24 protein-coding genes are annotated in these 26,095 nt (G+C 65.9%); 16 read left to right on the plus strand and 8 right to left on the minus strand.

The genetic code is table 11. From position 1 onward, the window contains the following. Positions 1–294: 294 nt before the first annotated feature. Positions 295–2,595: a hypothetical protein gene (locus ACLMAL_RS15080; protein ID WP_411999627.1), complete on the plus strand. Its 2,301-nt coding sequence runs from the start codon at positions 295–297 to the stop codon at positions 2,593–2,595. A gap of 95 nt (positions 2,596–2,690) precedes the next feature. After that, a complete protein-coding gene (locus tag ACLMAL_RS15085; protein ID WP_411999628.1) occupies positions 2,691–4,487 on the plus strand; it encodes a dynamin family protein in 1,797 nt (598 codons plus the stop codon). Between the two features lie 144 nt (positions 4,488–4,631). Here the strand turns inward: ACLMAL_RS15085 and ACLMAL_RS15090 are convergent, their stop codons facing one another. After that, entirely contained in the window at positions 4,632–6,560 is a 1,929-nt protein-coding gene (locus ACLMAL_RS15090) for a glycoside hydrolase family 15 protein (protein ID WP_411999713.1), read from the minus strand. A 153-nt stretch (positions 6,561–6,713) separates the two neighbouring features. On the opposite strand from ACLMAL_RS15090, the gene ACLMAL_RS15095 reads away from it, so the two are divergent. Next, a complete protein-coding gene (locus tag ACLMAL_RS15095; RefSeq protein ID WP_411999629.1) occupies positions 6,714–6,962 on the plus strand; it encodes a hypothetical protein in 249 nt (82 codons plus the stop codon). A 102-nt stretch (positions 6,963–7,064) separates the two neighbouring features. Here the strand turns inward: ACLMAL_RS15095 and ACLMAL_RS15100 are convergent, their stop codons facing one another. The 3 genes from ACLMAL_RS15100 to ACLMAL_RS15110 form a co-directional block, all read right to left on the minus strand. After that, positions 7,065–7,589: a hypothetical protein gene (locus ACLMAL_RS15100; RefSeq protein ID WP_411999630.1), complete on the minus strand. Its 525-nt coding sequence runs from the start codon at positions 7,587–7,589 to the stop codon at positions 7,065–7,067. Between the two features lie 151 nt (positions 7,590–7,740). Continuing rightward, positions 7,741–7,950, minus strand: coding sequence for a hypothetical protein (locus ACLMAL_RS15105; protein WP_379062906.1), 210 nt, complete (start codon positions 7,948–7,950; stop codon positions 7,741–7,743). After that, positions 7,947–8,195 (minus strand): hypothetical protein, encoded by a 249-nt coding sequence (locus tag ACLMAL_RS15110; RefSeq protein WP_411999631.1) that lies wholly within the window; start codon positions 8,193–8,195, stop codon positions 7,947–7,949. The genes ACLMAL_RS15105 and ACLMAL_RS15110 overlap by 4 nt, the downstream gene beginning before the upstream one ends. Before the next feature lie 185 nt (positions 8,196–8,380). Between ACLMAL_RS15110 and ACLMAL_RS15115 the strand changes: the two genes are divergently transcribed. Beyond that, positions 8,381–9,061, plus strand: coding sequence for a DUF5753 domain-containing protein (locus tag ACLMAL_RS15115; RefSeq protein WP_411999632.1), 681 nt, complete (start codon positions 8,381–8,383; stop codon positions 9,059–9,061). Then, positions 9,051–9,257 carry a DUF397 domain-containing protein gene (locus ACLMAL_RS15120; protein WP_411999633.1) on the plus strand — a complete coding sequence of 69 codons (207 nt, stop codon included), beginning with the start codon at positions 9,051–9,053 and terminating at the stop codon, positions 9,255–9,257. The genes ACLMAL_RS15115 and ACLMAL_RS15120 overlap by 11 nt, the downstream gene beginning before the upstream one ends. A 235-nt stretch (positions 9,258–9,492) precedes the next feature. Here the strand turns inward: ACLMAL_RS15120 and ACLMAL_RS15125 are convergent, their stop codons facing one another. Beyond that, entirely contained in the window at positions 9,493–10,566 is a 1,074-nt protein-coding gene (locus tag ACLMAL_RS15125; RefSeq protein WP_411999634.1) for a M48 family metallopeptidase, read from the minus strand. Positions 10,567–10,671: 105 nt separating this feature from the next. Here ACLMAL_RS15125 and ACLMAL_RS15130 point away from each other — a divergent pair, with 105 nt between their 5' ends. From ACLMAL_RS15130 to ACLMAL_RS15165, 8 genes are all read left to right on the plus strand, one after another. Further along, positions 10,672–10,761 carry an Ms4533A family Cys-rich leader peptide gene (locus tag ACLMAL_RS15130; RefSeq protein WP_328410605.1) on the plus strand — a complete coding sequence of 30 codons (90 nt, stop codon included), beginning with the start codon at positions 10,672–10,674 and terminating at the stop codon, positions 10,759–10,761. A gap of 198 nt (positions 10,762–10,959) precedes the next feature. Then, positions 10,960–12,006 (plus strand): sulfate ABC transporter substrate-binding protein, encoded by a 1,047-nt coding sequence (locus ACLMAL_RS15135; protein WP_411999635.1) that lies wholly within the window; start codon positions 10,960–10,962, stop codon positions 12,004–12,006. A 107-nt stretch (positions 12,007–12,113) separates the two neighbouring features. Beyond that, the gene (cysT, locus tag ACLMAL_RS15140; RefSeq protein ID WP_411999714.1) at positions 12,114–12,953 is read left to right on the plus strand and encodes a sulfate ABC transporter permease subunit CysT; all 840 of its coding nucleotides are present in this window, start codon (positions 12,114–12,116) and stop codon (positions 12,951–12,953) included. Continuing rightward, positions 12,950–13,756, plus strand: a complete 807-nt coding sequence (cysW, locus tag ACLMAL_RS15145; RefSeq protein WP_411999636.1) for a sulfate ABC transporter permease subunit CysW — start codon at positions 12,950–12,952, stop codon at positions 13,754–13,756. Before cysT ends, cysW begins: the two co-directional genes overlap by 4 nt. A gap of 22 nt (positions 13,757–13,778) precedes the next feature. Further along, positions 13,779–14,774, plus strand: coding sequence for a sulfate ABC transporter ATP-binding protein (locus tag ACLMAL_RS15150; RefSeq protein ID WP_328410611.1), 996 nt, complete (start codon positions 13,779–13,781; stop codon positions 14,772–14,774). Between the two features lie 564 nt (positions 14,775–15,338). Next, complete coding sequence (locus ACLMAL_RS15155; RefSeq protein WP_411999637.1) at positions 15,339–16,460, plus strand: Hsp70 family protein; 1,122 nt, start codon at positions 15,339–15,341, stop codon at positions 16,458–16,460. Positions 16,461–16,602: 142 nt separating this feature from the next. Continuing rightward, on the plus strand, positions 16,603–17,607 hold the full coding sequence (locus tag ACLMAL_RS15160; protein WP_411999715.1) for an AurF N-oxygenase family protein: 1,005 nt from the start codon (positions 16,603–16,605) through the stop codon (positions 17,605–17,607). Between the two features lies 1 nt (position 17,608). Beyond that, on the plus strand, positions 17,609–19,192 hold the full coding sequence (locus ACLMAL_RS15165; protein WP_411999638.1) for an FAD-dependent oxidoreductase: 1,584 nt from the start codon (positions 17,609–17,611) through the stop codon (positions 19,190–19,192). A 289-nt stretch (positions 19,193–19,481) separates the two neighbouring features. Here the strand turns inward: ACLMAL_RS15165 and ACLMAL_RS15170 are convergent, their stop codons facing one another. Further along, complete coding sequence (locus tag ACLMAL_RS15170; RefSeq protein ID WP_411999639.1) at positions 19,482–20,243, minus strand: SDR family NAD(P)-dependent oxidoreductase; 762 nt, start codon at positions 20,241–20,243, stop codon at positions 19,482–19,484. Between the two features lie 519 nt (positions 20,244–20,762). Further along, positions 20,763–20,945 carry a hypothetical protein gene (locus ACLMAL_RS15175; protein ID WP_411999640.1) on the minus strand — a complete coding sequence of 61 codons (183 nt, stop codon included), beginning with the start codon at positions 20,943–20,945 and terminating at the stop codon, positions 20,763–20,765. Between ACLMAL_RS15175 and ACLMAL_RS15180 the strand changes: the two genes are divergently transcribed. Both ACLMAL_RS15180 and ACLMAL_RS15185 read left to right on the plus strand, forming a co-directional pair. Next, on the plus strand, positions 20,944–22,920 hold the full coding sequence (locus ACLMAL_RS15180; protein ID WP_411999641.1) for an Hsp70 family protein: 1,977 nt from the start codon (positions 20,944–20,946) through the stop codon (positions 22,918–22,920). The two genes, ACLMAL_RS15175 and ACLMAL_RS15180, sit on opposite strands and share 2 nt — an antisense overlap. 499 nt (positions 22,921–23,419) lie before the next feature. Further along, entirely contained in the window at positions 23,420–24,268 is an 849-nt protein-coding gene (locus tag ACLMAL_RS15185; RefSeq protein WP_411999642.1) for an HAD family hydrolase, read from the plus strand. A 114-nt stretch (positions 24,269–24,382) separates the two neighbouring features. On the opposite strand, the gene ACLMAL_RS15190 is transcribed toward ACLMAL_RS15185, so the two are convergent. Next, a complete protein-coding gene (locus ACLMAL_RS15190) occupies positions 24,383–24,787 on the minus strand; it encodes a VOC family protein (RefSeq protein ID WP_328410622.1) in 405 nt (134 codons plus the stop codon). A gap of 96 nt (positions 24,788–24,883) precedes the next feature. Between ACLMAL_RS15190 and ACLMAL_RS15195 the strand changes: the two genes are divergently transcribed. After that, positions 24,884–25,825 carry a helix-turn-helix transcriptional regulator gene (locus tag ACLMAL_RS15195; protein ID WP_411999643.1) on the plus strand — a complete coding sequence of 314 codons (942 nt, stop codon included), beginning with the start codon at positions 24,884–24,886 and terminating at the stop codon, positions 25,823–25,825. Positions 25,826–26,095: the final 270 nt, after the last annotated feature.

Consider the following 26,095-nt stretch of genomic DNA (forward strand, 5'->3'; position numbering starts at 1 on the left):
TCTTCAGCGCCCCTTGAGCATTTGTTAGAGATCTCTTAATCTTCGTCGACACGACTTCGGTGCACGTGCGCGAGGGGGCGTCCGCGGTTGGGATCGGCCCCGGTAGCGGCACATATTTTGAGGCTGCGTCCGGTTTGGAATGCCCCGGGAAAAAGGGCTTCCGTTCTGGTAATTGCCATGGCAGGGTGGCCGGAGAATGTGACAGCTGTGATTTCCGGAAATATCGTTAGGTGATCTTCACTCGGGTCTGCCCGGCGTTGGTGAGGATGCTGGAACCCCGAGAGTGGAGCTTGCATGACGAGTGACCTGCCCTTCGACAGCAACGACACCGAAGCTGACGACCGCGCGGGCGATACCGCGTACCGCATTGCCACCGGCGTAGCGCGGGTGGCGAGGGCGGGCGCCTACGTGACCGGCGGCGCCCTGGTGGCGTCCAACGGCGGTGGCGCACCCACCCATCCCGGTTCGCAACGGCTCGACAGCTGGCACACCGGTTGGGCTGCGGGCAGCACCGATCCGGAACCCGATGCGCCGAGCCCTGTGGTGACTTTCCCGGAGCCGGACCCGCATTCGATCCCCGCGCCGCCGCTCGCTCGCGACAGCCACCACGGCTTCCAGCTGCCGTCCTTCCCGACCGCGCCGGTGGCTCCCAACGGACACGCGCCGTCCAACGGCCCCTACATCCGGGTGGGCGCGCCCGAGGGGCACGCCCCCTCGACGCCGAACTGGTCGGAGTCCACCAAACCGAATTGGTCGGAATCCGGCAACGTACCCACGTTGCACGCGCCGTCCACTACCGAATGGGGTGACCCGACACCGCAAACGCATGCACCGTCGGGTCTGCCCGGATTCCAACTGCCCGAGTGGCACGCGCCCAACTGGTGGGACGCGATCACCGGCGGCAAGGCCGACAAGTCGGAAGAAGACGATTCGACCGAGAGCGGACCTGGTTTCGGGCTGCCCGGGCACGGGTTGGGCCCCTCCGGTCATGGCTTCGGCCTTCCCGATGGCGGTGGTTTCGCCCCGCCGGGGAACATATTCGGCCTGACCAGGGTTCCGGTTGCGGAGAGCGCAAAAGTGCAAGCGGTCAGCGATAAAGCGACGGACGCCGTGCCGGGCCACGTGTATGACGAAACGCCGAATGCGGTGCCGGGCCACATGTTCGACGGGATGTCCGGTCATTATGTGGACGGGACTTCCGGTCACTACCTGGACGGGATGTCCGACGGGGCGTCGGGCCATCCTTTCGACGGAGTCGGCAACGGCGACTTCGGCATATACCTCGGCGCGCACGCCGGGGTGCAGGTGCACACCGAGTTCACCGTGGACGTCGGCATCGGCCCCAGGGGTGCGTATATGAGCACCGACCTCAAGGTGGAAGCCTCCGCGGATCTGAAGGTCGTCGCGGCCGCGGGTAGCAACGTCGGTGATCAGGTCGATCGGTTCAACGACTGGCTCGACTACGGCGGTCACGGCACGCACCCGGCGAGCCCGTCCGGGCGCACGACGGCGGATCAGCACGGAAGTGGTTCGGGCACTTCGGGTCTCGGCAACAGCGGAGTAGGTCATCAGCCGGTGGTTCCTGCCGCTGCCCCTGCGGTGGCGCCGCCCGCGTTGTCCACGGTCGCGGCGCAGCCGATCGCGCCGGTGCCCGCGCCGATCGCGCCGCCCGCACCCGTGGTGAATGTCGTGCAGCCGGTGGCGGCCACCCCGCTGCAGACCACCATCCAGCCGGACGCGGCGAGCACGCCGATCGCCAATGTGCTTGCGCCGCCACCGGGTCCGTCGCCGCTGACCGCGCCCGCCGCGGTGCTGCCCACACTGTTCGACCAGCCTGTGCCGCCTGTTCCGGTGAAGCCGGTGGTGGACTTGCTGCCCACCCTGACCCCGGTGCTGCCGACCATCCCGACCACCATCACCCTCACCGTGCCGACCCCGGGCAACGTCATCACCGATCCCGGCACCACGGAGCTGCCCGACCTCGGCACCACCAAGCTGCCGACGGCGGTTCTCACGCCGACGCCGGGCGCGGGCACCGGGATCGACGTGACCAAGACACCGGGCCTGCCCGGCACCCAGACCCCGGGCACGACGGTCGTTCCGACGCGCCCCACCACGCCGGACAACGACATGACGCTGCCGAGCACCGGCGGCGGCGCGGGCACCGGGCAGACCACCCCTTCCACACACACTCAGCCGAGTGCCGAGATCCCGACGGTGGTCGTACCGACCCAGCAGCCTTCGCTACCGCAGCCGACGGTCTCGCACGCCGCGCCCGCGCCGACGATGATCCCGATCACGCCGACGATGGACGTCGAACTGCCGACCGCGCAGAACCCGCTCCCGACCGGAGCGGGGCCCGTCACCCCGATGAAGCCTCCGATGGGCTTGGACCCGAAGCCGCACGGGATCGCGGGCGAGCTCGACGACCCGATGAGCGCGTTGCTGTCACACACCGATCCGTCGATGTACTACGACCCTTCGGCGTTCACGCTGCTGTCCGCGGGCGGCCTGTCCACCCCGCTGATGCCGGAGGCGAGCATGCACGACACGCACCACCAGCTGGCCGGCGGACTCGACATCGCGCTGCTGTAGTCGGAGCGCATCGAGAGCGCGATACGGGGTGCGTGCACGAGCCCGCGCACCGTCATGTCATCGTTGAGCGAAGCGAACCACAGTCAGGAGGAGTGTTGTCTGCCGCAGCCGGGCTGGAGGCCGTGACGGTGAAACACCCGGACGCGATGGCGCCACTCATCCGGATTCTCGACGAACTGCGGGAGATGACCAGATCCGCTGGTCGCGAAGATCTCGGTGGGCGCCTCAATATGGTGCGGGCCAGGGTCAGCGATCCCCGGGTTCGGCTCGTGGTGGTCGGTGATTCCAAGAACGGCATGAGCACCCTGGTCAACAGCCTGGTCGGGGCACAGGTCAGCGCAACCGACAGTGCGCTGAGCGTTCCGGTGATCGCGGAGTACGCGCCGGAAGCCTCTGCGACCCTGGTGAAGTCGGTCGGCAATGGTCGCATTGAACGCCAGGCGGTCGATCCGCTCGACCCGGTCCCCGCGCTCAACGCCGAGGGCGTGATCCGCGCCGAATTCACCGAGCCGAGCCCGTTGCTCGCCGATGGTGTGGTGGTGATGGATGCCCCCGGCGCCAATGGTGAGGACCACACCACCTGGTCGATGATCGCCGCCGCCGACGCCGTGCTCTACGTCGGCGCGGCGAACGCCGAACTCACTGCGCATCAGATCGCCCATTTGCAGCGCATCCAGCAGGTGTGCCCGACGGTGATCTGCGTGCTCAACAAGATCGACCTGTACCCGCAGTGGACGCACGTTCAGCAGCGCAACCGGGAGCTGCTCGACGCGGCGGGGCTCGGCTTCGCGGTCGCGCCGGTGTCCGCGCAGCTGCATCGCGAGGCGGGTAATTATCAGCGCGACATCGAGTCCGGCGTCCCGCAGCTCATCGATCACCTGCGCGACTACGTCGTGGCGCGGGCCGACACCGTCGCGATCGACGCTGCAGTGCAGGACATCCGCCTGGTCACCGACCACCTGGCCATGACGCTGCGGACCGAGGCGGAAACACTGCGTGATCCGCGCAAGCGTGCCGAGATCACCGAACGGCTGGTCATCGCCCGCGACCAGGCCGACCAGCTGCGGCAGCGCTCGGCGAACTGGCAGGTCACCCTGGTCGACGGCAGCACCGAACTGATGGCCGACATCGAGCACGACCTGCGGCATCGCCTGCGCAGCCTGGTCCGGGACGCCGAGGCCGAGATCGCCGAGACCGATCCGGCCCGCCGGTGGAAAGAATTCGGCACCGATCTCGACGCACGCATCTGCGAGGCCGTCGAAGAGAACTTTGTGATGGCGCACTACCGGGCAGTCGAGCTGTGCGAACAGGTTGCCGCGCGGTTTCCCGCCGACAACCGCGCCCCATCGCTGCCGGATCTACGGCTTACCAACCCCGGGGAAGTACTCGGGCCGGTCGCCCCGCTGGAATCGCTGGTGAGCGCGAAAGCCGGCGTGTTCACCCAACTGCTGACCGCCATGCGCGGCTCCTACGGTGGTTTGCTCATGGTCGGCCTGCTCACCAGCCTGCTGAAAATGCCACTGGTGAACTGGTATTCGGCCGCGGCCGCCGTACTTCTCGGCGTCAACGCGCTGTGGGACGACCGCAAGGCCCGCAAGCAGCGCCGCCAAGCCGAGGCCAAGGTCGCGGTCGCCAGACTGATGGACGATGTGGTCTTCCAGGTCGGCAAGGAATCGCGAAACCGCTTGCGCGCCATGCAGCGCACCCTGCGCGACCACTTCACCGATATCGCCACCGACGTGCTGCGCGCGGCCGACGAGGCGTTGCGCACCGCCGAGGAAGCATCGGGGAAGTACGGTGACCGCAGAGAACAGCGGATCGCCGACCTCGACCTCCAACTGGGCAAGCTGCGCGGACTGCGCTCGATCGCAGACGATCTCGCCCCGGCCTAGCGAAAGTCCCGCTCCCGGGGTTGCGAAGGTCGGGTTCGGCCGGGACTTCGAACCCCGCTCAGCCTGGGAGGTGGGGTTGGAATGCGTTGGTACGGTGTGATTTTTCGGCGTGGTTGATGTGTGTCACCGCGGTGAGCTTTCCGCTCAGCCGGGGTGGCTGGCGGGGGTGTGGGCGGGTTGGAAGGCGCCGGTGTGGCGTGATTCTTCGGCGCGGATCACATGCATGACCGCGTTGATCAGCGCCAGATGGGTGAATGCCTGCGGGTAGTTGCCCAGGTGGCGGCCGCTGCGCGAATCGATCTCCTCGGCGTAGAGCCGTAGCGGGCTCGCGTAGCCGAGCAGTCGCTCGCACAGGTGCCTGGCTCGCTGTAGCTCACCGATCTCCACCAGCGCCGACACCAGCCAGAACGAGCAGATGGTGAAGGTGCCCTCCTCGCCGCTGAGCCCGTCGTCGGTGGTTTCGGTCCGGTAGCGCAGCACCAGGCCGTTCTCGGTGAGCCGGTCGGCGATCGAGAGCACGGTGGCGCGCACCCGATGGTCGGTGGGCGGCAGGAAGCGCGTCAGCACCACCAGCAGCAGTGAGGCGTCCAAGGTGTCGCCGCCGTAGGTCTGGGTGAACACTCCGTTGGCGGTCACGCCGTTGGCCAGCACGTCGGCCTTGATCTGCTCGGCGATGGTGTACCACTCGGTGGCGTGCTCGAACTGGCCGTGCATTTCGGCCAGTTTCGCGCCGCGATCGAGCGCCACCCAGCACATCACCTTCGACGAGGTGAAATGCTGTGGCTCGCCACGTACTTCCCAGATACCGCGATCAGGCTCCTGCCAGTGCGCGATGGCCGCATGCACCTGGCGTTCCAGCAGCGGCCACAGCGTCTCCGGCACCTGCTGGCGCGACTTCACATGCAAGTACACCGCGTCGAGCATGGTGCCCCAGATGTCGTGCTGGTCTTGGTTGTAGGCACCGTTGCCGATGCGAACCGGTCGGGCCCCGTCGTAGCCGGACAGGTGGTCGAGGGTGGATTCGGTGATCTCCCGTTCGCCTCCGATGCCGTAGAGCACCTGCAGCGGAACGGGTTCGTCGTTTTCGCCGGTGGTGGCGTCGTTGAGGAAGGCGAAGAAGTCGTTGGCCTCGCGGTCGAGGCCGAGGGTGTAGAGGCCCCACAGCGCGAAGCTGGAGTCGCGTACCCAGCTGTAGCGGTAGTCCCAGTTGCGTTGGCCGCCAGGCGTTTCGGGCAGCGAGGTGGTGGCGGCGGCCATCAGTGCGCCGGTCGGTGCGTAGGTGAGGCCCTTCAAGGTCAGCGCGCTGCGCTGCAGGTAGTTGCGCCACGGATGGTCCGGGAACTTGCCGAGGGTGATCCACTGCCGCCAGCATTCGGTCGTCGCCCACATCTTCTGGGCCGCGTCCTCGAAGGTGCGTGGCGCAGGCAACTCCGACCAGGTCAGTGCGACGAATATCTCGTCGCCCTCCTTCATCCTGGTCCTGGCGCGCGCCTCACGGCCTTCCAGCCCCAGCCGCAGATCGGTGGTCAGCACCAGCGTCGGACCCGCGCCCGGGTCGACGGTGCGCACCGCGGTGGCTTCCTCGTAGACCTTGCCCGTGTACTGCCAGCTCACCGTCGAACGGTGGTAGTCGAAGGCCGGTTCGCAGCTCATCTCGAGCTCCACCGTGCCGTTCACACACTTCACCGTGCGCAGCAGGATGTGCTCGGCATCCCAGTCCATCGGGGTGCGGCGATGGGTCTTGCTGCGCTGATCGTTGTTGTGCCACGGCCCGAGTACCAGGGCGTCGCGCACGATGATCCAGCCGGTCTCGGTCTGCCAGGTGGTTTCCAGGATCATCCCGCCGGGCAGATACCTGCGCGCGGCAGGCACATTGACGCCGTACGGACCGATTCGGAAATGCCCGGCACTGCGATCGAGCATGGAGCCGAAAATGCTCGGTGAATCCGGGCGCGGCACACACATCCACTCGACTGCGCCATTGCTGGCGATCAAGCAGGTGGTCTCGCAGTCCGACAGGAACGCATAGTCGTCGATCGGCGGATAGGTGGCGTGGTGCGTTGACACCGTCATCGGACTCAACGCCGGCAAGCCATCGGGTTCCTGGACGGTCAGATCATCGTAAGACGCCATACCTCATCTTCGTTCCAGCTCGCCCACACGTCCACCGGCCGCCGAGCCGCGCTCGTTTATGGCTCGTTTATCCGGCGTGAGTAGGCTGTCGCTGTGCATGCGATTGCTGGTTGGTGGGACGGGTTCGAGCTCTGGGTGGCCGGGTTGCCGTTCATCCCGCAGTTCCTCGTTGTCCTGGTCGGCATGGTCCCGACCAGCTTCGCCATCGCCTACGGCCTCGATCGGGTCCTGCGCGCCGCCATGCACGCCCTCGGCCGCGACCGTGTGGTAGCCGCCGCACTCGAAGAGCCGGCCCTCCCCGTCGCCGAAGTGCGCGAGCCGGCCCAGAGCGGAGCCCGTTGATGCCCCGCTCACGCGTTCAGCTAGCCCTCGTCGCCCTACTCGTCCTCGTACTCGTCGCCTGGCTCTTCACCCGCTGATCCGTAAACGCCGCGGTCCGACCTACTACTCCGGCGGCGAGTTGCTCGGTAGAGGCTTGCCGATCCACAGGGCTCGCGCACGTTGACCTGCGTCTTCCGGGCGGATGCGATCGGCAAGACACTTCCGGTGCGAGGTCACTGTGTAGCCCTCGGGGCCGTCGGTGGTCAGCACTGCCAGGCTGAGGCCGTCGCCTCCGGGGCTGAGAGTTGTGGGCTGCTCGCAGAAGTCACACGGCCAGCTGAACGAGTCGAGGTCCTCGGGGCGAATGCTGAGTCGAATTCCGCCCTGTCGAATACCGCGCTCCGAGGGATACCAGTCCCGAACTTGCTGGACTACGGCATAGATCTCGGTGCCGATCGGCAGGAACAGCTGGTAGATCTGCCTTCCAGGGAAGGCGGCACTGAACTGTGCGATGAGGTCCACCGACGCGCCGACACCTTCGCGACCGACGATGTCGACGAACAAACCCCATGGCTGGTGGCTGACGATCTTGGCTCGCACCAGCTGGCCGGGCACGAGTGCCCGGCGGGCGGGCTCGAGACTGTCCATCGTGCGCATTTTCCCCTAACTGTTGGCGGGAGCCTTGCAACCGCTGTGGCAGAGACGAGCGGCACACCGCGAGGGCGCTATACGATGTTTCCGGCCACTCCCCGCGCGCGATTCGCCACCCTTGGACGAAGCTACGCGCCACCTGCCGAGCTCATGGGCCGAGGTATAGCTGTTCGCAGGGGAGACGGGGGAGTTCAGCGGCAGTGCCGGGGATGACGGACACGTTGTCGATGTAGTGGTGGATCGACTCATCCGCCATCAGTCGGCGCGCGGCAGAAGGGTGCGCGGCATAGTGGAGGACCACGCCGTGCAGGTCGATCTGTAGATGTACATCCGGTTCGCCGGGTGCTGCAATGGTCATCGCATTCGGTCCTGGAAGTACTGAAAGTTGTTGCGCACCACGATAGAAGCAGCAACGCGTGTCGAACATTCCCCAGGATCGCACCGCCGATGCATGTTCAGCGCCTGCTCCGCGTCGGCGCGGCTGGACACCGGCCAATTCGGGTTGTCATGACGAATCTTGGCGTGCACCTTCGCCCAACCGGCTTCGAGGTCGTTGTCGTCGCTCTCGCTCCAGCGGGGAACGAGGATCAGGATCGCGCTCATCGCCGCTCCCTGGAAGCGCATTCGGCCAGCGTGGTGAGGACGGTTGCCATCGTCGGCCGGAACAGGTCTCTGATCGGGGTCGCCCAACCACGGCCGCCGTCGCCAGGCGTGGTGAGGACGATCGACTTTCCCGGCTCCACCAGAACCGAACCGGTATGCCGTAAAAGGCGGTCTATCGATGGGCCGTGCTCGTCGTCGAAGTATGCACCCGTCAGCATCGTGAGCCGCTGAACCGGATGCCAGATCGTCGGGCCACCCATGCCCCAAACGGCAAGTTCCACGCGTTCAACATGTACGTCGGTATGGAGAGGTCGGCCCGCAGTCTCGTCACCTACCAAGAGCAGGTGCCTGGGCTGCTCCAGACCGCAGACTATGCCCGCGCCACGTTCAGTGCGTTTCCTGGCTATGACAACCCCGACGACATCGAACGTCGGGTGGACATTCGGCTGAACCGACAGGTGATTCACGCACGCAAGGTGAAGCCACTTACCGTCGAAGTGTTACTGCACGAGTCTGCTCTGCATCGCGTTGTCGGCGGGCCGCGCGTGATGGCCGCGCAGTTGAGGCACCTTGCCGACCTGAGCACCAAGCCAAACATCACGGTGCATGTGCATCCGTACTCCGAAGGCATGACCTGGGGGTTTCTACATGGTCCGTTCGTGATTCTCGACTTCGGAGCCGACAGCAAGGAGCCGCCCGTCGTGTACGTCGAGGGACGGTTGGCAAGTGATCTGTACGTGGAGAAGCAGGAAGATGTGCAGCGCTACCATGAAGTGGCTGAGGCCATCCGAAACACGACACTGGATGCCACGAGTACGCGAGACCTGCTACGGCAGGTGGCAAGGGGTTTTGAGAGTGAACGTTGATCTGACTGGGGCGCGCTGGTTCAAGAGCAGTCGGAGCGAAAGCGGTTCCCAGTGCGTCGAGGTCGCGTTCCTCGATGGGGGCCAGATCGGGGTGCGTGACTCGAAGAATCCGACCGGCCCGGCCCTGGTGTTCACGCCCGGTGAGTGGGAAGCCTTCACCGCTGGCGTGAACGACGGCGAGTTCGACCGCCCCTAGTCATACAACGCAGGGGCCGCATCTTGATCGTTGTGGCACAGGGGTTCTCGGTTATTCGGCGGTAGTGAAATGGCGGCTCGGGCCAAGCTCGGAACCACCATTTCACTACGCTCGACAGCCCAAAGTGCCTGCAACGCAACCACAGCCAGTCCCCGAGGTGGCAGCTATGTGCCTGCCTGCACAGGGAATGGCTGTGGTTGCGTTGTCTAGCGGCTGTGTCTCCTCGCTCGACCGGCTACTCGGTGGGCGGGCTGTCCCGTTCTCCCGTGCGCCAGTCGTTGAAGCGCTTGCCGATTTTCGACACCGTCTCGCCGACTTCGTGGCCGACGGTGCTCACCGCCGAGCCCACGTCCTTGCCGAGGGTGCGGACGGTGCGTATCAGTGGGTCCTCGGACTGGTCGAAGTTCTGCCGGTAGGTGCGGGCGGCTTCCTTCATTTCGTCGCTGATTTTGGTGTTCTTGTCGTGTTCGCGACGCGGGTAGTCGCCTGCCAGGATGCGGTTGTATTCGCCGGATTGGATCCAGCGGCGCAGTTCGGCGGCGCGGAGCACCGAGAACGGGTGGCTTTGCAACTCCAGGTTGAGCAGTTTCAGGACGCCGTCGCGCAGGTCACCGGAGCGTTCGTAGTCGTCGGCTTGGGCCAGGAATGCGCCGTGGTTCATTTCCTTGATCCAGGTGCCGCCTGCGGTTTTCATGTGCACCCGTACCGAGGCTTCGACATCCTGACCGCACAGGAGTCCGGCCCGGTCGCCGGACAGCTCGGATTTGCGACTCCACTCCATCAGCGCGGCCACGATGGCGCGTAATGCCCAGCCGCCCACCGGCATCCAGCCGATGCTGGCCGACAGCCGCAACAGGTGCATGAGCATGGTGCGGTAGACGGCGTGGCCGGACAGGGCATGGCCGAGTTCGTGGCCGACGATGAAACGCAGCTCTTCGATGTCCATCAGGTCGATGAGTCCGGTGGTCAGCACGATGAACGGGGTGTCCATGCCGATGGTGAAGGCGTTGACCTCCGGGCTCTGCAAGACGAACATCTCGGGCGTCGTACGCGCGTCGAGGATCTCGACGCAGTCCTCGCGCAACTGGTGCAGTGAACGGAACTGGCGCTCGTCGACCCGGACGGCGGTCGCCAGATACAGCAGCCGGTGCTGGCGTTCCTGCAACAACCCTGACAGCGCGCGCAGCACCACGTCGAATCCGGACAGCGAGCGCAGTGTCACCAGGGCGGTGCGGTCGGCCGGATGTTCCCAGGCGCGCGTGCTGATGCCCGGCAACCGGGTGCGGACACGATCCGGGCTGGTAGTCATGGGATGAAAACCCCCTCTTCCTGGAACTCTGCCTGTTGTCAGCAACCTGCAAGCCGTCGCCGTCACAATTCGAGACAGTGGCGTCCGCTCTGCTACAGTCTGCCCGTGTCTTCGAGTGCCGTCCCGCTGGTCCGCCATGAATTGGCGTTGATCGCTGTCGGCAATCTCGATGTCGCCGATATTCACTGTCGTTGATCGGTAACCCGGCACTTCTGCGCGTCGTTTCCTCGTAGACTGGCACGCACCTTTTTCGCAGATGTGTCCGAACCCCGACGGCCGTCCGGCCGAGAGTCGCGCCACTGCCGCAGCGGCAGGTCTACCGATCAGCATCAGCTCCTCCGTCATCGATCGCCGTGCCGGCAGTGACGGTTCCGTTGGAAAGGTCCACCCCACATGTCTCGCAAATCTTGGCTCTCGCCGCGTCGACGCTATGCCGCCGCCGCTCTCACAGCGATCGCGGCGGTTGCACTCACCGCGTGCGGCGGTGGAGCCAGTGACACCGTCGGAGGTAGTGGTTCCGACGGTAGCGGCGGCACCCTGAACCTCTTCGCCTACGCCGTGCCGAAGCCGGGCTTCGACAAGGTGGTCCCCGAGTTCAACAAGACCGAAAAAGGCAAGAACGTCCAGGTCAACGGATCCTATGGTGCCTCGGGCGACCAGTCCCGCAAGGTCAAGGACGGCGCCGAGGCCGACATCGTGAACTTCTCGGTGGAGCCCGACATCACCCGACTGGTCGACGCGGGTCTGGTCGACGCGAGCTGGAATGCCGACGCCACCAAGGGAATTCCGTTCGGTTCGGTCGTCGCGATCGTGGTCCGCAAGGGCAACCCGAAGGGCATCAAGGACTGGGATGACCTGCTGAAGCCGGGCGTCGAGGTGGTCACCCCGAACCCGTTCAGCTCCGGCTCGGCCAAGTGGAACCTGCTCGCCCCGTACGCCGCCAAGAGCGATGGCGGCAAGAACCCGCAGGCCGGCCTCGATTACCTGAGCCAGCTCATCGCCAAGGAGCATGTGAAGGTCCAGCCGAAGTCCGGGCGCGAGGCCACCGAGACCTTCCTGCAAGGCACCGGTGATGTGCTGCTCAGTTACGAGAACGAGGCGCTCTTCTCCGAGCGTAAGGGCGACCCGATCGAGCACGTCGTCCCACCGACCACGTTCAAGATCGAGAACCCGGTCGCCGTACTGAAGAACAGCAAGAACCTGGAGAAGGCCACCGCCTTCCGCGACTTCCTGTTCACCCCTGAGGGCCAGAAGGCGTGGGCCTCGGCCGGTTTCCGCCCGGTCGACCCGAAGGTGGCCGCCGACTACGCCAAGGACTTCCCGACCCCGCAGAAGCTGTGGACCATCGCCGATCTCGGTGGCTGGAAGACCGTGGACAAGGAGCTGTTCACCGCGAACACCGGCTCCGTCGCGGTCATCTACGACAAGGCCACCAAGTAGCTCGGTGACCTGAGCCACACGGGATACTCGAGACTGTGACAGACAGCAGCAACACCGGAACCGGGCCCGCGCCCGGTTCCGGCGTTTCCGTAGAGGCGGGCGCGAAAGTGACCGCCGCAGCGCCCGGGCGCTTCAACTGGTCGTGGCTGCGGGTCACCGGCTCGGTCGGTCCGCTCGGCATCGCCACCGCCGTGCTGTGGCTCAGCATCATCGTGCTGTTGCCGCTGGCCGCCCTTACCGTCACGTCCTTCGACAACGGCTGGTCCGGGTTCTGGGACGCCGTCACCGCACCCGCCGCGCTCGACTCGCTGCGGATCACCATCCTGGTGTCGGTGGTGGTCGCGGTGATCAACGTCGTGATGGGCACGCTGATCGCGTGGGTGCTCGTCCGCGACGAATTTCCGGGCAAAGGCGTCGTCAACGCACTCATCGACCTGCCTTTCGCATTGCCGACCATCGTGGCCAGCATCGTGCTGTTGTCGCTGTACGGGCCGCAGAGCCCGATCGACATCCACCTCAACGCCACCCAGCCCGGCCTGATCGTGGCATTGGCGTTCGTCACGCTGCCGTTCGTAGTGCGCTCGGTGCAGCCGGTGCTCATCGAGGCCGACCGCGAGGTGGAGCAGGCCGCACTGTCACTCGGCGCGGACAACTGGACCACTTTCCGACGGATTGTGCTGCCGACCCTGGCACCCGCCGTCATCAGCGGCGGCGGCCTCGCCTTCGCCCGTGCCATCGGCGAATACGGCTCGGTGGTGCTGATCGGTGGAGCCATTCCACGCAAGACGGAGATGGCCTCGCAGTACATCCAGAAGCAGATCGAGATCGACCGGCCGGTGAACGCGGCGGCGGTGTCGGTCACGCTGCTCGCCATCTCGTTCGTGGCGCTGTTCGTACTGCGGCTGCTTGCCGAGCGCAGTGCGCGTAAAGAACAGGCCGCTCGATGAAACTTTCTCCACTGACCCGCATTTCGTTGCGGACCATCGCACTGGGCTATCTGTTCATCCTGCTGGTGTTGCCGCTGATCATCATTATGTGGCGCACCTTCGAGAAGGGCGTCGGCGCGTTCATCGACTCGATCACCACGCCCGCGGCGATCTCCGCTTTCCAGCTCTCGATCATCATCGTGGCGATCGTGGTGCCGGTGAATGTCATCTTCGGCATCGTCACCGCGCTCGCGCTGGTGCGCGGTAAGTTCCCCGGCCGCACGCTGGTTCAGGGCATCGTCGACCTGCCGTTCGCCGTCTCACCGGTCGTGGTCGGCGTCGCGCTGATCCTGCTGTGGGGCGCCAACGGCTGGTTCGGCGGTCTGGAGGACCTCGGCTTCAAGGTGATCTTCAATCTGCCGGGCATGGTGATCGCAACCATCTTCGTCACACTGCCGTTCGTGGTGCGTGAGGTGGAGCCGGTACTGCACGAGATCGGCGACGATCAAGAGCAAGCGGCGGCTACGCTCGGCGCATCCCGGTGGCAGACCTTCTGGCGCATCACGCTGCCCGCGATCCGCTGGGGCCTGACCTACGGCGTTGTACTCACCGTCGCTCGCGCGCTCGGCGAATTCGGTGCGGTGATCATGGTGTCCTCCGCGCTGCCCGGCAAGTCGCAGACGCTGACCCTGCTCGTGCACGGCCGATACATCAACGACCACAACACCTTCGGCGCATATGCCGCCGCCACCCTGCTGATGGGCATCGCGCTCGTCGTACTGCTGCTGATGACCCTCCTCGAACGTAAGCGGGGCACCAAGTGATCACCCTTGCCGGAGGCCACCCATGATTACCGTGAACAACGCGAAGAAGAACTACGGTTCGTTCGCCGCTCTCGACGATGTCTCCATCGACATCCCCTCCGGAGAGCTGACCGCGCTGCTCGGACCGTCGGGTTCGGGCAAGTCGACGCTGCTCCGATCGATCGCCGGGCTGGAGTCGCTCGACTCCGGCGTCGTCGTGATCGCGGGGCGCGATGTCACGAGGGTAGCGCCGCAGAAGCGTGACATCGGTTTCGTGTTTCAGCATTACGCCGCGTTCAAACATATGACGGTGCGCGACAACGTGGCGTTCGGGCTGAAGATCCGCAAGCGCCCGAAGGGCGAAATCGCCAAGCGGGTCGACGAACTGCTCGGCATTGTCGGCCTCGACGGCTTCCAGCATCGCTACCCTGCACAGCTGTCGGGCGGTCAGCGTCAGCGCATGGCGCTGGCACGCGCGCTGGCCGTCGACCCGCAGGTGCTGCTGCTCGACGAGCCGTTCGGCGCATTGGACGCCAAGGTTCGCGCGGACCTGCGCACCTGGTTGCGCCGGCTGCATGAAGAGGTCCACGTGACCACCGTGCTCGTCACCCACGATCAGGAGGAGGCGCTCGACGTCGCCGACCGGATCGCGGTGATGAACAAGGGCCGCATCGAGCAGGTCGGTACTCCGGAGGACGTGTACGACCGTCCCGCCAACGAGTTCGTGATGTCGTTCCTCGGTGCAGTGGCTCGGCTCAACGGACACCTGGTGCGTCCGCACGATATTCGGGTCGGCCGCGACGCGAGCATGGCGCTGGCCGCGCACGAGGGCACCGCGGAATCGGCGGGTGTCACCCGGGCGACCGTGGAACGTATCGTGCATCTGGGTTTCGAAGTGCGTGTCGAGCTGCGCAACGCAGCCACCGGCGATCTGTTCGCGGCTCAGGTGACCCGCGGCGATGCCGAGGCGTTGCACCTGAACGAGGGGGAGACGGTCTTCGCCCGTGCCACCCGTATTCCGGAGTTGCCCGCCGGATAAGGCACTTCAGGTGCACGTGCCGGACTTCATGCACCCGGCCCTTCTGGCATGCCGCCACCCAGCGTTCGCGCTCTTTGCTCAGGTGGCAGGAGCAGGCGGCGGACATGGTCACGGAAATCGTCACGCACCAGGCGAATGCGCACCCGGTGGAGATCCGGAAGTGCCTGTGCAGTGGAGGGATTCAGCCAGACGGTAACTGGGGCGGTGCTGTCTTGTTGCCGGACGGGATAGCGCTGTGCCCGTATTACGGGGCAGGAGATGTATTTGTTGGCAACTGGACGGTCTGCTCCGCGGCTGGCTAACTCGGACAGGGCATCCTCGAATTTCGCCGCGCCGTAAGGAAATCCGACTGCCTGCGCAACGTTGGGCGCAGCGCGGCAGGTGAGCGGCGCTCGGTGCCTTCGCTATACGACTTGTGTCGGTGCAGGCGGGATGCGGACAATCGTGTGTCCGGTGGTTGGCAGGCGGGTCGCCAAGTGGTTGCGTTAGTAGGGTTCGAAGCAAATCGGCTCGGCGATCAGGTGGATTGCGATGGCGGTTGGTCTCGGTTTGAGCATTGGCACAGTGAACACGGTTTCCGCTCTGGCGCAGGAGGGTTCGGCCAAGGCTCCGCCGGGGCGACGCTCCGCCGCCGAGCGTTCGCCCGCCATCACCCGCCGCACCACACTCACCTTCGACAGCACCGGAATGGCGCGGGTCGGCATGATCCCGCGGCACGGTCGCGCCATCACCGAATTCGCCGACCTCACCCAGCGCACCACCTTGCGGGCCCGAGTCGGGCACCGCGCCCTGTCGTCCGCCGACCTGGTCGCAGTGGTCGCCGAATGTTTGATCACCGAGGCGCGGCGCGATCGCCGGGCGGTCGAGGCCGGGATCGCGCTGACCCATCCGGCGGGCTACACCGACGATCACCTGGCCGAGTTGCGCGCGGCACTGGATGCCGTCGCTCTCGGGCATGTGGCGCTGATCGCCGAGCCGGTCGCCGCCGCGACCTGGCTGGAAGCCACGCGCGGCCCGCTCATGCCGGGGCTGGCGCTGGTCTACGACCTAGGTGGGTCCACCCTCGACGTCACCCTGGTCCGAGTCGGCGCGGGCTGTCCGCACAATCCGATCGTCGGCGTCCCACTGCGCTCACCGAAATTCGGCGGCCGCGCCTTCGGTGCGCTGGTTGCCGAGCGGGTCGGGACCGGTGTTGCCGCGGCCTCGCTGTCGGGGGCGGTCACCGGCACGACCGCCGATGCGTTGCGTACCGAGCATGTGCGCCGCTCTTTGGAACTGGTGTATCGCTGCCTCGGCACGGCCGACGTGACGATGGCCGATGTGGACTGCGTACTGGTGGTCGGTGGCGCGGCTCGGCCGATCGAGGTCTCTCAGGTGCTGGCAGGTGAGTTGGCGCGCCCGGTGATCACGGCCCCGGATCCGGAGCGCACGATCGCCGACGGTGCCGCGATCATGGCACGCAGGTCGGCGGCCGCTGCCGAGGAGGCAGCGGGCATTCCACACGGGCGCAAACATCGCGGGTCGCACCGCAGGGCGACGACGAGGGCCTTGTTGTTGTCGCGACGGACGCGGCGCAAGCTGACGAAGGTCGCCATTGCGGCGGGGATGTCGGCGGGCAGTGTCGCGCTTGCCCTCGCCTTGTCCGCAGATTCGGTGGTCGCGGGATTGTCGCAGCTCGGGGTGTGACAACGCGGAGGAGAGCGGCTGCGGTGGCGAGTATCCGGTTCGCCGCCGGGGAGGCCGAGTGGGTGCCAGGTTGACTGCCGCCGTCGTTGGTGTAACCATGGGAAACAGATAACTGGTCCCATGAGGAGAGGCAGTGACGACGATGTCTGCAGCCGTGACGCCCGCAATCGATCCCGATCTGGAGAAGGCGCAGGAGTACGCAGCGAAATTGCTGCTGCTCTCCGAGGGTTCGGTCAACAAGCACTTCGACCCGTTCGAGGACATCGACTGGGACAACCCCGACTACGCGGCCGACGCCGGCGAAGAGCGGTGGATCCTGCCGATGTCCGGCGACACCCTCGGCCGCCATCCCTGGTACCTGGCACTCTCCGACGAGGAGAAGATCGAGATCGGCAAGTACCGTCAGGCCAACGTGGCCAAGGTCGGTCTGCAGTTCGAGTCGATCCTCATCAGTGGTATGGCGACGCACAACTTCGGCCTGCCCAACGGCTCGCCCGAATTCCGCTACTGCTCCCACGAAATGATCGAGGAGCACAACCACACCCTGATGTTCCAGGAGATGGTGAACCGGATCGGCGTCGACGTTCCCGGTATGGGCCCGCTGGTGAGCAAGTTCAAGTACCTCGGCGCTCCGGTGGCCGGGCTGTTCCCGAATCTGTTCTTCATGGCGGTGCTGGCCGGCGAAGAGCCGATCGACCACATCCAGAAGGCCATCCTGCGCTCCGGCGAAGAGGTCCATCCGATCATGCTCGGCGTGATGGCCATTCACGTCGCCGAGGAAGCGCGCCATATCTCCTTCGCGCACGAGTTCCTGAAGAAGCATGTGCCGGAGGCGAACCCGGCCGGCAAGCTGGTGCTGTCGGTTGCGATGCCGATCGTCATGTGGATCCTCGGTCGCTCGATCGCGACGCCGCCGAAGGCGTTCTTCAAGGAGTTCGACATCCCGCAGTCGGTCCGCAAGGAGCTGTTCTACGGCTCCAAGGAAGCCAAGCAGGTCTTCCGCGACTACTTCGCCGACGTGCGCACCCTGGCCAACGACATCGGCCTGATGAACCCGATCTCCAAGGCGGTCTGGAAGCTGCTCCGGATCGACGGCCACACCACCCGCTACCGTTCGGAGCCGTTGCGCGCGGTCAAGGCTGCCTGACGTGCCCTACGTTGTCACGCAATCCTGTTGCAGCGACGCGTCCTGCGTCTACGCCTGCCCGGTCAACTGCATCCATCCCACGCCCGACGAACCGGACTTCCTGACGGCGGAGATGCTGTACGTGGACCCGCAGGCGTGCGTGGACTGTGGTGCTTGCGCCAGCGCCTGCCCTGTCGATGCCATCACCTCGTCGAAGAAGCTGACCGATGAGCAGAAGCCGTTCATCGAGATCAACGCCGACTTCTACCGACAGGCGCGCCCGCGTCCGCTGCTCGCGCGGCCGGTGCCTGCGGCCGAGATCCATACCGAACGCCGGCCGCTGCGGGTGGCGATCGTCGGGTCGGGGCCGTCGGCGATGTATGCGGCCGATGAGCTGCTGACCCAGCCCGAGGTGTCGGTGACCGTCTTCGATCGCCTGCCGGTGCCCTATGGGCTCGCCCGCCACGGCGTCGCGCCGGACCATGGCAGGACCAGGCAGGTCAGCGAGCTGTTCGACGTCATCTCGGCGCAGCCCGGGTTCAGGTCTTATCTGAATGTCGAAGTGGGCAAGCATGTTTCGCATGGAGAGCTGCTCGGGCACTTCCATGCGGTGATCTACGCGGTCGGTGCGTCCTCGGATCGCAAGCTCGGTATCCCCGGTGAGGGGTTGGCGGGCAATGTCTCCGCCACCGACTTCGTCGCCTGGTACAACGGGCATCCCGATCATGCGGGCGATACCTTCGATGTGTCGCAACGCCGGGTCGTCACCGTCGGCAACGGCAATGTGGCGCTCGATGTCGCGCGCATCCTCGCCAGCGATCCGGAGTCGTTGGCGGGCACCGATATCGCGCCGTACGCGTTGCGGGCGTTGCAGCACAGCAAGATCGAGGAGGTCGTCATCCTCGGCCGCCGTGGTCCTGCCGAATCTGCTTTCACCGTTCCGGAATTCGTGGGTCTGCTCGGGGCCGATGTCGATATCGCCATCGAGGGCGAGTTGCCCGAACCGGTCGAGGGCCTGCCTTACCAGGTGGAGCAGAAGCTGCGACTGCTGCGCAGCGTGGCCGACCGCCCGTTCGGTGGCCGCAAACGGATCATCTTCCGCTACCTGGCCGCGCCGACCGAAATTCTCGGCACCGATGAGGTCTCCGGTATCGAGGTCGGTCGCAACGAACTCCGCACCGATCCGGACGGCCGGGTACATGCCGTCGCGACGGGGGAGACCGAGCGGATCGACGCCGGACTTGTCCTCACGTCAGTGGGCTATCGCGGTGTTGCGTTGCCCGGCTTGCCATTCGACGACCGGGCCGCGGTGATCCCGAACCGGAACGGACGTGTCCTACAGGAGGCAGGCGGATCGGTGCTTCCCGGCGCCTACGTCACCGGCTGGATCAAGCGCGGCCCTACCGGCTTCATCGGCACCAACAAGTCGTGTGCGCAGGAGACGGTGCAGCAGTTGGCCGACGATTTCAACGCCGGTCTGCTGCGCGAACCCCGCAGCAGTGCCAAAGAATTCGATCGCCTGGTGCGCAACCGTCAGCCTGCGGTGCACGCGACAGGGGCGGCACAGCGTCCCGGCCCGATCCGCCGACTGCTCGCCCGCGCTTGATCGCAGGCCGAGCCGCCCCTCGCAACCCGCAGATCGGGCGGACGGGCGGCAACGACTGCGGGGGCGGTCTGATACGCACAGTCGCAGACCGCCATGGCACTGCCGGATCGCTTTCTGCCCTCGGCCGGTGCGCTCTCGGTCCGAATGCGGGACTGTTGTCCGGACTCGGTCCGGCGGCGGCGATCACGCGGTAGGGTCGCCAGAGCGGTTGTCGGCACCTCGGCCGGCGGCCACGCGATGAGGGCGTGTTCGAGCCGAGGTGCCGCGCCTGTCCACAAGGACGCGATACCTATCGAGCTGTGAACCCGCCGTCGATCGCGAGTGCCGCGCCGGTGATGAAGCTTGCTTCAGCACTGAGCAGGTACGCGCAGAACGAGGCGATTTCCTCGGGCTTGCTGATTCGGCCGAGGGGATGCAGTGCGGCAATGGCCGCTTCGCCCTCCGGTGTCGCGCCCATCGAGTTGCGGAAGGCAGGCGTGTCGATCGCGCCGGAGGTGATCGCGTTCACCCGCACACCCTGTTCGGCCGTTTCCAGCGCCACCGCGCGGGTCAGCCCGATCACGCCGTGCTTGGCCGCGACATAGGGGGCGACCTGGCCCATGCCCACCACGCCGAGGTTCGAGGCGTTGTTCAGGATCGCGCCGCCGCCGGAGGCGACCAATGCCGGAACCTGGTGGCGCAGACCGTAGAACACGCTGGTCAGGTTGAGCTCGATATCGGCGCGCCAGCCCGACTCCTCGATATCGGAGACCGGGCCGAAGGCGTTGATCGCGCCCGCGTTGTTGAAGGCTCCGTCCAGGCGGCCGTATTCGGTCAACGCGGCCTGTGTCAGCCGGGCCACGTCGGCTTCGACGGTGACATCGGTCGGCACGAACAGCGCGCGGCCGCCCGCCGCGCGGATGTCGGAGGCGACCTGCTCGCCTGCGTCTTTGCCACGAGCGCCGAGTACCACTGCCGCGCCCTCGGCGGCGACGCGCAGGGCCACCGCCTTGCCGACCCCCGAGCTCGCTCCGGTGATCAGCACGACCTTCTCCGCGAAGCGTGTAGACATCGTCTTCAGTTCCCTTCTCGTCCTTGACTTTTCATGTCGGATGTAGCTGCAGACCTGGATCTTGTCTCGGTCGTGCGCCGCATCGCTGTACTCAGTCAAGCCGCAGCGGTAGTGCGGTGCTGGCGGAAAACGGTCGTTGCATTTGACATGTCATATTTATCGAATGGGACGCGTGTGCCACGAAATTCATGGCACCGGCAACGCTTTGGTTACCGACCGGTCGGTGTGCGTTGTCCGGGTTTGATCGGAGGCTGCCAAGTGGCGACAATGGTGCATCCAAAATGGATATCCAGGTCGCTGTGTGGTAGCGGAATCTGCGTTACCGCAGTCGAATCGCCGTCGTCGAGGGGTCTGAATCGTGCTTGCGCAACCCGTCTACCTGGGAAAATGGTGAAATGTCAACGGCGGTAAAATTTTCCATATCAATTCAGCATCCATACTGGCCGGTAAGCAGTTAACCTGTGGGGGCTGTTTGGAAGACGACCGCGGCCACATGGATCTCCTGTGTGATGGACGTGGTCACGGTGCGTTGACGGGATAGCGAATGACTACTGGCGTGGGCTTCAGCATCGGTTCAGTGAACTCCGTATCGGCTTCGGTGAGCGAGGAACGCTCCCGGCCATCGGTGCGCACTCGACGTTCGGCGGTGACGTTCGACAGCGCGGGCGGCATCAGAATCGGGGGGATACCCCAATTCAGCATGGCGGTCAGTGATTTCGCTGATCTGGCGCGCGATCCGGAGCCGGTGATCGTCGGCGGGCGGATCTGGTCCCCCGCCAATCTGGTTGCCGCCGTGGTGAACGGCTTGATCGAGGCGGTCGAGCCGATCGCGGGCGCCGTATCGACCTATCCGGCAGCGTATACCGACAAACAGGTCGCGCTGCTGCGTCAGGCCATGGATCTCGCCGGAGCGCGAGACGTGCTGCTGGTGCCCGAACCGGTGGCCGCAGCGGAGTGGCTCGAGCAGGAGCAGGGTCCGCTGGAGCCAGGGTTCATGCTGGTGTACGACCTCGGCGGCACCTGTCTGGATGTCACCGTCGTCCGGGTCGGGCCCGACTGGGAAGACCATCCGATGGTGGGAAAGCCGCTGCGCTCCTATGACTTCGGCGGCCGCCCGCTCGGGTCGATGATCGCGCGATACACCCAGCCCGGTCGCACCGCGCCGTTATCGATGACGTCGATCGTCGACGTCGACGGGTTGCGCACCGAGCACATCCGCGATTCCTTCGATGTGGTGCGGGCGTGTGTGCAGTCGACCGGCCTCACCCTCTCCGATATCGGACGCATCCTGCTCATCGGCGGTGCGGGCCGGCCTGCAGAGGTCGCGCGGACGCTCGCCGAACTCGGTCGCCCCGTGGTGATGTCGGCCGATCCTGGTCAGACCGTCGCCGCCGGCGCCGCCTACTACGCCGCGCGCACCTTCGTCCCCGCCGTCACCGGCAATCATTTTGTGCCGCACCCCACGGTGTTCTCCAGCGCCGCAGTCGCATCCGCGATCGCCGTCTCGGCCGTCACCGTGTTCGGCGGACCCGTCGACACCGGCCTATCCCCGGCGCTCGAGCTCTTACCGGGCATCAACGTTCCCGCGGACGCGCTGCTGTACGAACCCAACGGCGACGGATCGCTCGACAAGCTCTGGCGAACCGGGGGCGCGGGATCGCGGCCGGTCACCTATATCCCCTCCGGTCTGGCGATCGCACCTGTCGCCCGGTCGACCCGATTCGGCCCTACGCTGGCCGAATCCGGCCCCCGCCCCCACGAGAACCAACGATCCTGTTGCGACACACCGCAATCCGGCCTCGGCACCTACGCCAACCCGGCTCAATTCATCAACCCGCTGCCTTTCATTCCCGCACCCAACCTCAACCTGCCGCCGGGTGTCCCCGTCATTCCCAGGATCAGTTTCCCGCCCAGCTTCCCAGGCACGACTCCTGCTCCCGCCCCGTCCAATCCGGCCCCCGCCACCCCAACGACTCCCGGCACGGGAACTCCTTCTGGTGGTGGGGCTGGTTACCCGTCGTCTGGTGGTGGGACTGGTAGTCCGACGTCCGGTGGTTCGACTGGTAACCCCACGTCCGGTGGTGCGACCGACACTCCAGCCTCTGGGGGCACCTCCGGTTCCACGTCAGGAACAACGCCAGGTGGTGCGACTTCCGACGGCGGGGCCTCCGACACGGCCTCGGGTGGCGCATCGTCCGGCGGCGACACCTCGGGTGGTGCTTCCTCCGGAGGAGCTTCGTCCGGTAGCACGTCCTCCGGAGGTGCGCACGGTTCGTCGTCGGGTGCATCCGGTGGGACATCTTCGGGTGGTCCAAGCTCTGGGGGAGCTGCGCCCGGTGCTGCCTCGACTGGCGGAACATCGTCTGGCGGAGCCACTTCGGGTGGTGCGTCCTCGGGTGGGGTCTCGACCGGCGGTGCTTACACAGGCGGCGCGGATTCGGGTGGAGCCTTTTCGTCAGGTGCGTCTTCGGGTGGGACTTTCTCTGGTGGAGCTTCGTCGGGTGGCGCGAGTTCAGGTGGAGCTTCATCGGGTGGTGGTTTCTCGGGCCACTCGGGTGGCTTGGGCGGTGCGGGTGGCTTGGGCGGTGCGGGTGGCTTGGGCGGTGCGGGTGGCTTGGGCGGTGCGGGTGGCTTGGGCGGTGCGGGTGGTTTCGGTGGTGGTGCGCGCGGCCGCTGAAGTCGAGTCGAGGACTTCGAGAGCTGCACCGGCGCGTACGTAACCGACTGCCCAATGGCCGTTCGCGAGTTGGTCGCGCGCCATTGCCTTGCGCTTGTCGGCCATGCCGTCCGCCGGTCCAGCTCCTACCTGGCCATCGTCCTGCCGGCAACCAAGAATGTCGGCCGACGACCAGGGCGGCGGTGAGCGTAACCAGGATGCGGCGGACCCACGCCACCCGAACTCTGCCAGGTGTATCCGGCCGTTTACGCGCTGTTCGTCGGTGTGCATCGGACGGGTGCGGGGAGTCGCTCGAGCGTTGGTCGTCATCGCCGCCTTCGCGCTGGTCGGTCCCGCGGTGTTCACGGTGTCGGCCCGGGGACGTCATAGGGAACGGCCTCTCGTGCGATCGGCAGCCACATCGAATCAAGTCGTGTGGCCTATTCGCTCGCAAGCGAGTGGATGGCCGCGACCGTGCCGAGTCGGTAGGTCTGAATGACCGAGTGCGCGTGGAAGTCCGGTGACAATTGATCGGATGACGCCCGGCGGCGCGCCGATGCACAATGGGTGGGTGGTTGTAGTCGGGGGGCCCCAGCTGATTGCGCTGGATGTGGACGGGACGCTGCTGCAGACGGGATCGCCGGTCTCCGAACGGGTGACCGATGCCGTGCGGGCAGCGGTCGTGGCGGGTGCGCATGTGGTCGTGACGACCGGGCGGACATTGCTGACAACGCGTCCAGTGTTGGAGCAGATCGGACTGATAGAAGGGCATGCGCTGTGTTCCAACGGCGCCGTCCACATAGATGTGGCGAGGGGCGAGCCGGTCACCGTGCAGGCGTTCGATCCGGCGCCCGCCGTCACCGCTTTGCGTGCGCTGTTCCCGGACATGATCTTCGCGGTGGAGAAGGTCGGCATCGGCACCTGGGCGACCGGTATGAGCCCAGGGGAGTTCTCTATCGGTGAATACCTGCTGGTCGACGACGGTGAATTGAGCAAGGAGCCGACGCCGCGACTGAACGGCTGGTGGCCCGACGGCTCGCTGGAGGAAATGCTGCGATTGCTGAGTTCGCTGCAGGTGCCCGGCGCGAGCTGGGTACACGGTGAATTCGGTCCGTGGCTGACGGTCTCGCGCCAGGGTGTCTCGAAGGGCTGGGCCCTGGAACGCCTGCGCACATCCCTCGGCATCCCACGCGCCGCAACCCTGGCGATCGGAGACGGCTACAACGACCGCGAAATGCTGCGCTGGGCCGGACATTCCGTGGCGATGGCAAACGCACCCGACGAAATTCGAGTACTCGCCGATGAAATCGCCGACGACGTCATGGACGACGGCGTCGCAAAGGTGCTCGAGCGCTGGTTCGGCGCTTGACGAACCGGCCTTGTCGGACACGTCGTTTTCGGCATCGAGGGTAGTGAAATGGCGGCTCGAAGAGACTGACGCAACCGCCATTCCACTACCGCCGATGACTACTGCCCGAGTCGGCTACGCGGGTGCGGTCTCGGCCAGCACCTCCATGTAGTGCGGGTTGCTCATCACGCCGAGCACGTTGCCGAACGGGTCGACCACGGAGGCGACAGCGAATCCCTGGGTGAGTGTCCGCACCGGCTGGTACTCCTTCGCACCCAGTTCCATCAGCCGATCCAGGGCGGCCTGCAGGTCGTCGACGGCCCAGTACAAGACCTGGCCACCCGGCTCGGTGGGTGCGCCCTCGGGAGCGAACTGCCGGTTGAGGATGCCTAGTTCGTGTTGGTAGTCGCCGATGCGGAACTCGTAGTACGCGCCGGGCACGTGGAAGTAGGGCTCGACGCCGAGCAGTTCGGTGTACCAGTCCTTCGCGCCCTCGAAGTCCTCGGCCCAGTACGTCACGGTCGCCATTCCACGCAGCATTTCGGTCTCCTTCGTCGGTGGTCGTCTTCTGGTAAAAACCATCATCCAACCCAAAGTGCTCACGGAATGAGCACTTTTACGGGCAGAATGAAAAACATGCGAGCGGACAGATTGGTGGCGACCCTGCTGTTGATGCAGGCGCGTGGACGGGTGACAGCGGCGGAGATCGCCGAGGAACTCGAGGTCTCGGTCGCCACCGCGCGTCGCGACCTCGAAGCGCTGTCGGCGGCGGGGGTTCCGGTGTACCCACAGATGGGGCGCGGCGGCGGTTGGTCCTTGATCGGCGGCGCACGCACCGATCTCAGCGGCCTGAACGAATCGGAAGCGCGCGCACTGTTCCTCCTGGCAGGCCCGTCGGCGAACGCGGTACCCGAACTGAAGTCCGCGCTACGGAAGCTGGTGCGCGCCCTGCCGCAGACCTTTCGCAACGATGCGCAGGCCGCGGCCGACGCCGTGGTCCTCGATCCCGCGCGCTGGGGCGCCCATGATCCGACGCGCCCGGAAATGGTCACCCGGTTGCAGCGGGCCGTCGTCGAACGCCGCAAGGTGCGCCTGGACTACGACCGCAAGGGTGAGAAAACGCAGCGGCTGGTCGATCCGTGGGGTCTGGTCGACAAAGACGGCACCTGGTACCTCATCGCGGGCACCGATCGCGGTAAGCGCACCTTCCGTGTCGACCGCATCCTCGACGCGCTCGTCACCGACGAAACAGCCCCTCGCCCCGCCGATTTCGATCTGTCCGAGGCATGGGGCGAAGTGGTCGGTGAGATGGAGCAACGTCGGGCGGCCACCTCCGCAACAGCCTTGATCGCGGAGCACCTAGTGCCCGTCTTGCGCAATCAGCAGGGTAGGCACTGTGTGGTGGACGGCCCGGTCGAGGACGGCCGCATCCAAGTCCGTGTCACCGCGCCGACACCGCGCATGATCGCCCAGCAGTTGGCGGGCTGGGGGGCCGAAATAGAAGTGCTCGGTCCCCAGTCGGTGCGTGACCAGCTTGCGGTGCTCGGCACCGAACTCGTCGACAGATATCGGACCTGAATCGGATTCGCAGAATGAGTCCTGCACATCGAATCATCAAGATTTCGTCTTCGAATCATCGGCAATGAATTGGCGTGGCCCAGGGATTCTCGATCGGCGCGGTCGTGCCCGATCTGATTCGGCGGAGTGTCGCCGTGATCTCGGCAGCGGGGTTCCCAAACCTGAAAAGGGGTGCGGCAGAACGGTTTGAAATCTGAACAGTCGTCCGTTACGTTGAGCTGTTCGGATCATCCTGAGCCGAACGGCAATTCGGAGACGTTCGATTCGATA

Source organism: Nocardia sp. CWNU-33 (genome assembly GCF_046764895.1).
Taxonomy (GTDB): Bacteria; Actinomycetota; Actinomycetes; order Mycobacteriales; family Mycobacteriaceae; genus Nocardia.

Bases quoted from the DNA above. Each gene is read 5' to 3' on its own strand.
- ACLMAL_RS15190 (WP_328410622.1), bottom strand. From the start codon at position 24,787: ATGCTGCGTGGAATGGCGACCGTGACGTACTGGGCCGAGGACTTCGAG.
- ACLMAL_RS15080 (WP_411999627.1), top strand. From the start codon at position 295: ATGACGAGTGACCTGCCCTTCGACAGCAACGACACCGAAGCTGACGAC.
- ACLMAL_RS15110 (WP_411999631.1), bottom strand. From the start codon at position 8,195: ATGAGCGCGATCCTGATCCTCGTTCCCCGCTGGAGCGAGAGCGACGAC.
- ACLMAL_RS15100 (WP_411999630.1), bottom strand. From the start codon at position 7,589: ATGGACAGTCTCGAGCCCGCCCGCCGGGCACTCGTGCCCGGCCAGCTG.
- ACLMAL_RS15150 (WP_328410611.1), top strand. From the start codon at position 13,779: ATGATTACCGTGAACAACGCGAAGAAGAACTACGGTTCGTTCGCCGCT.
- cysW (WP_411999636.1), top strand. From the start codon at position 12,950: ATGAAACTTTCTCCACTGACCCGCATTTCGTTGCGGACCATCGCACTG.
- ACLMAL_RS15180 (WP_411999641.1), top strand. From the start codon at position 20,944: ATGGCGGTCAGTGATTTCGCTGATCTGGCGCGCGATCCGGAGCCGGTG.
- ACLMAL_RS15160 (WP_411999715.1), top strand. From the start codon at position 16,603: ATGTCTGCAGCCGTGACGCCCGCAATCGATCCCGATCTGGAGAAGGCG.
- ACLMAL_RS15135 (WP_411999635.1), top strand. From the start codon at position 10,960: ATGTCTCGCAAATCTTGGCTCTCGCCGCGTCGACGCTATGCCGCCGCC.
- ACLMAL_RS15195 (WP_411999643.1), top strand. From the start codon at position 24,884: ATGCGAGCGGACAGATTGGTGGCGACCCTGCTGTTGATGCAGGCGCGT.
- ACLMAL_RS15175 (WP_411999640.1), bottom strand. From the start codon at position 20,945: ATGCTGAATTGGGGTATCCCCCCGATTCTGATGCCGCCCGCGCTGTCG.
- ACLMAL_RS15090 (WP_411999713.1), bottom strand. From the start codon at position 6,560: ATGACGGTGTCAACGCACCACGCCACCTATCCGCCGATCGACGACTAT.
- ACLMAL_RS15125 (WP_411999634.1), bottom strand. From the start codon at position 10,566: ATGACTACCAGCCCGGATCGTGTCCGCACCCGGTTGCCGGGCATCAGC.
- ACLMAL_RS15170 (WP_411999639.1), bottom strand. From the start codon at position 20,243: ATGTCTACACGCTTCGCGGAGAAGGTCGTGCTGATCACCGGAGCGAGC.
- ACLMAL_RS15105 (WP_379062906.1), bottom strand. From the start codon at position 7,950: ATGACCATTGCAGCACCCGGCGAACCGGATGTACATCTACAGATCGAC.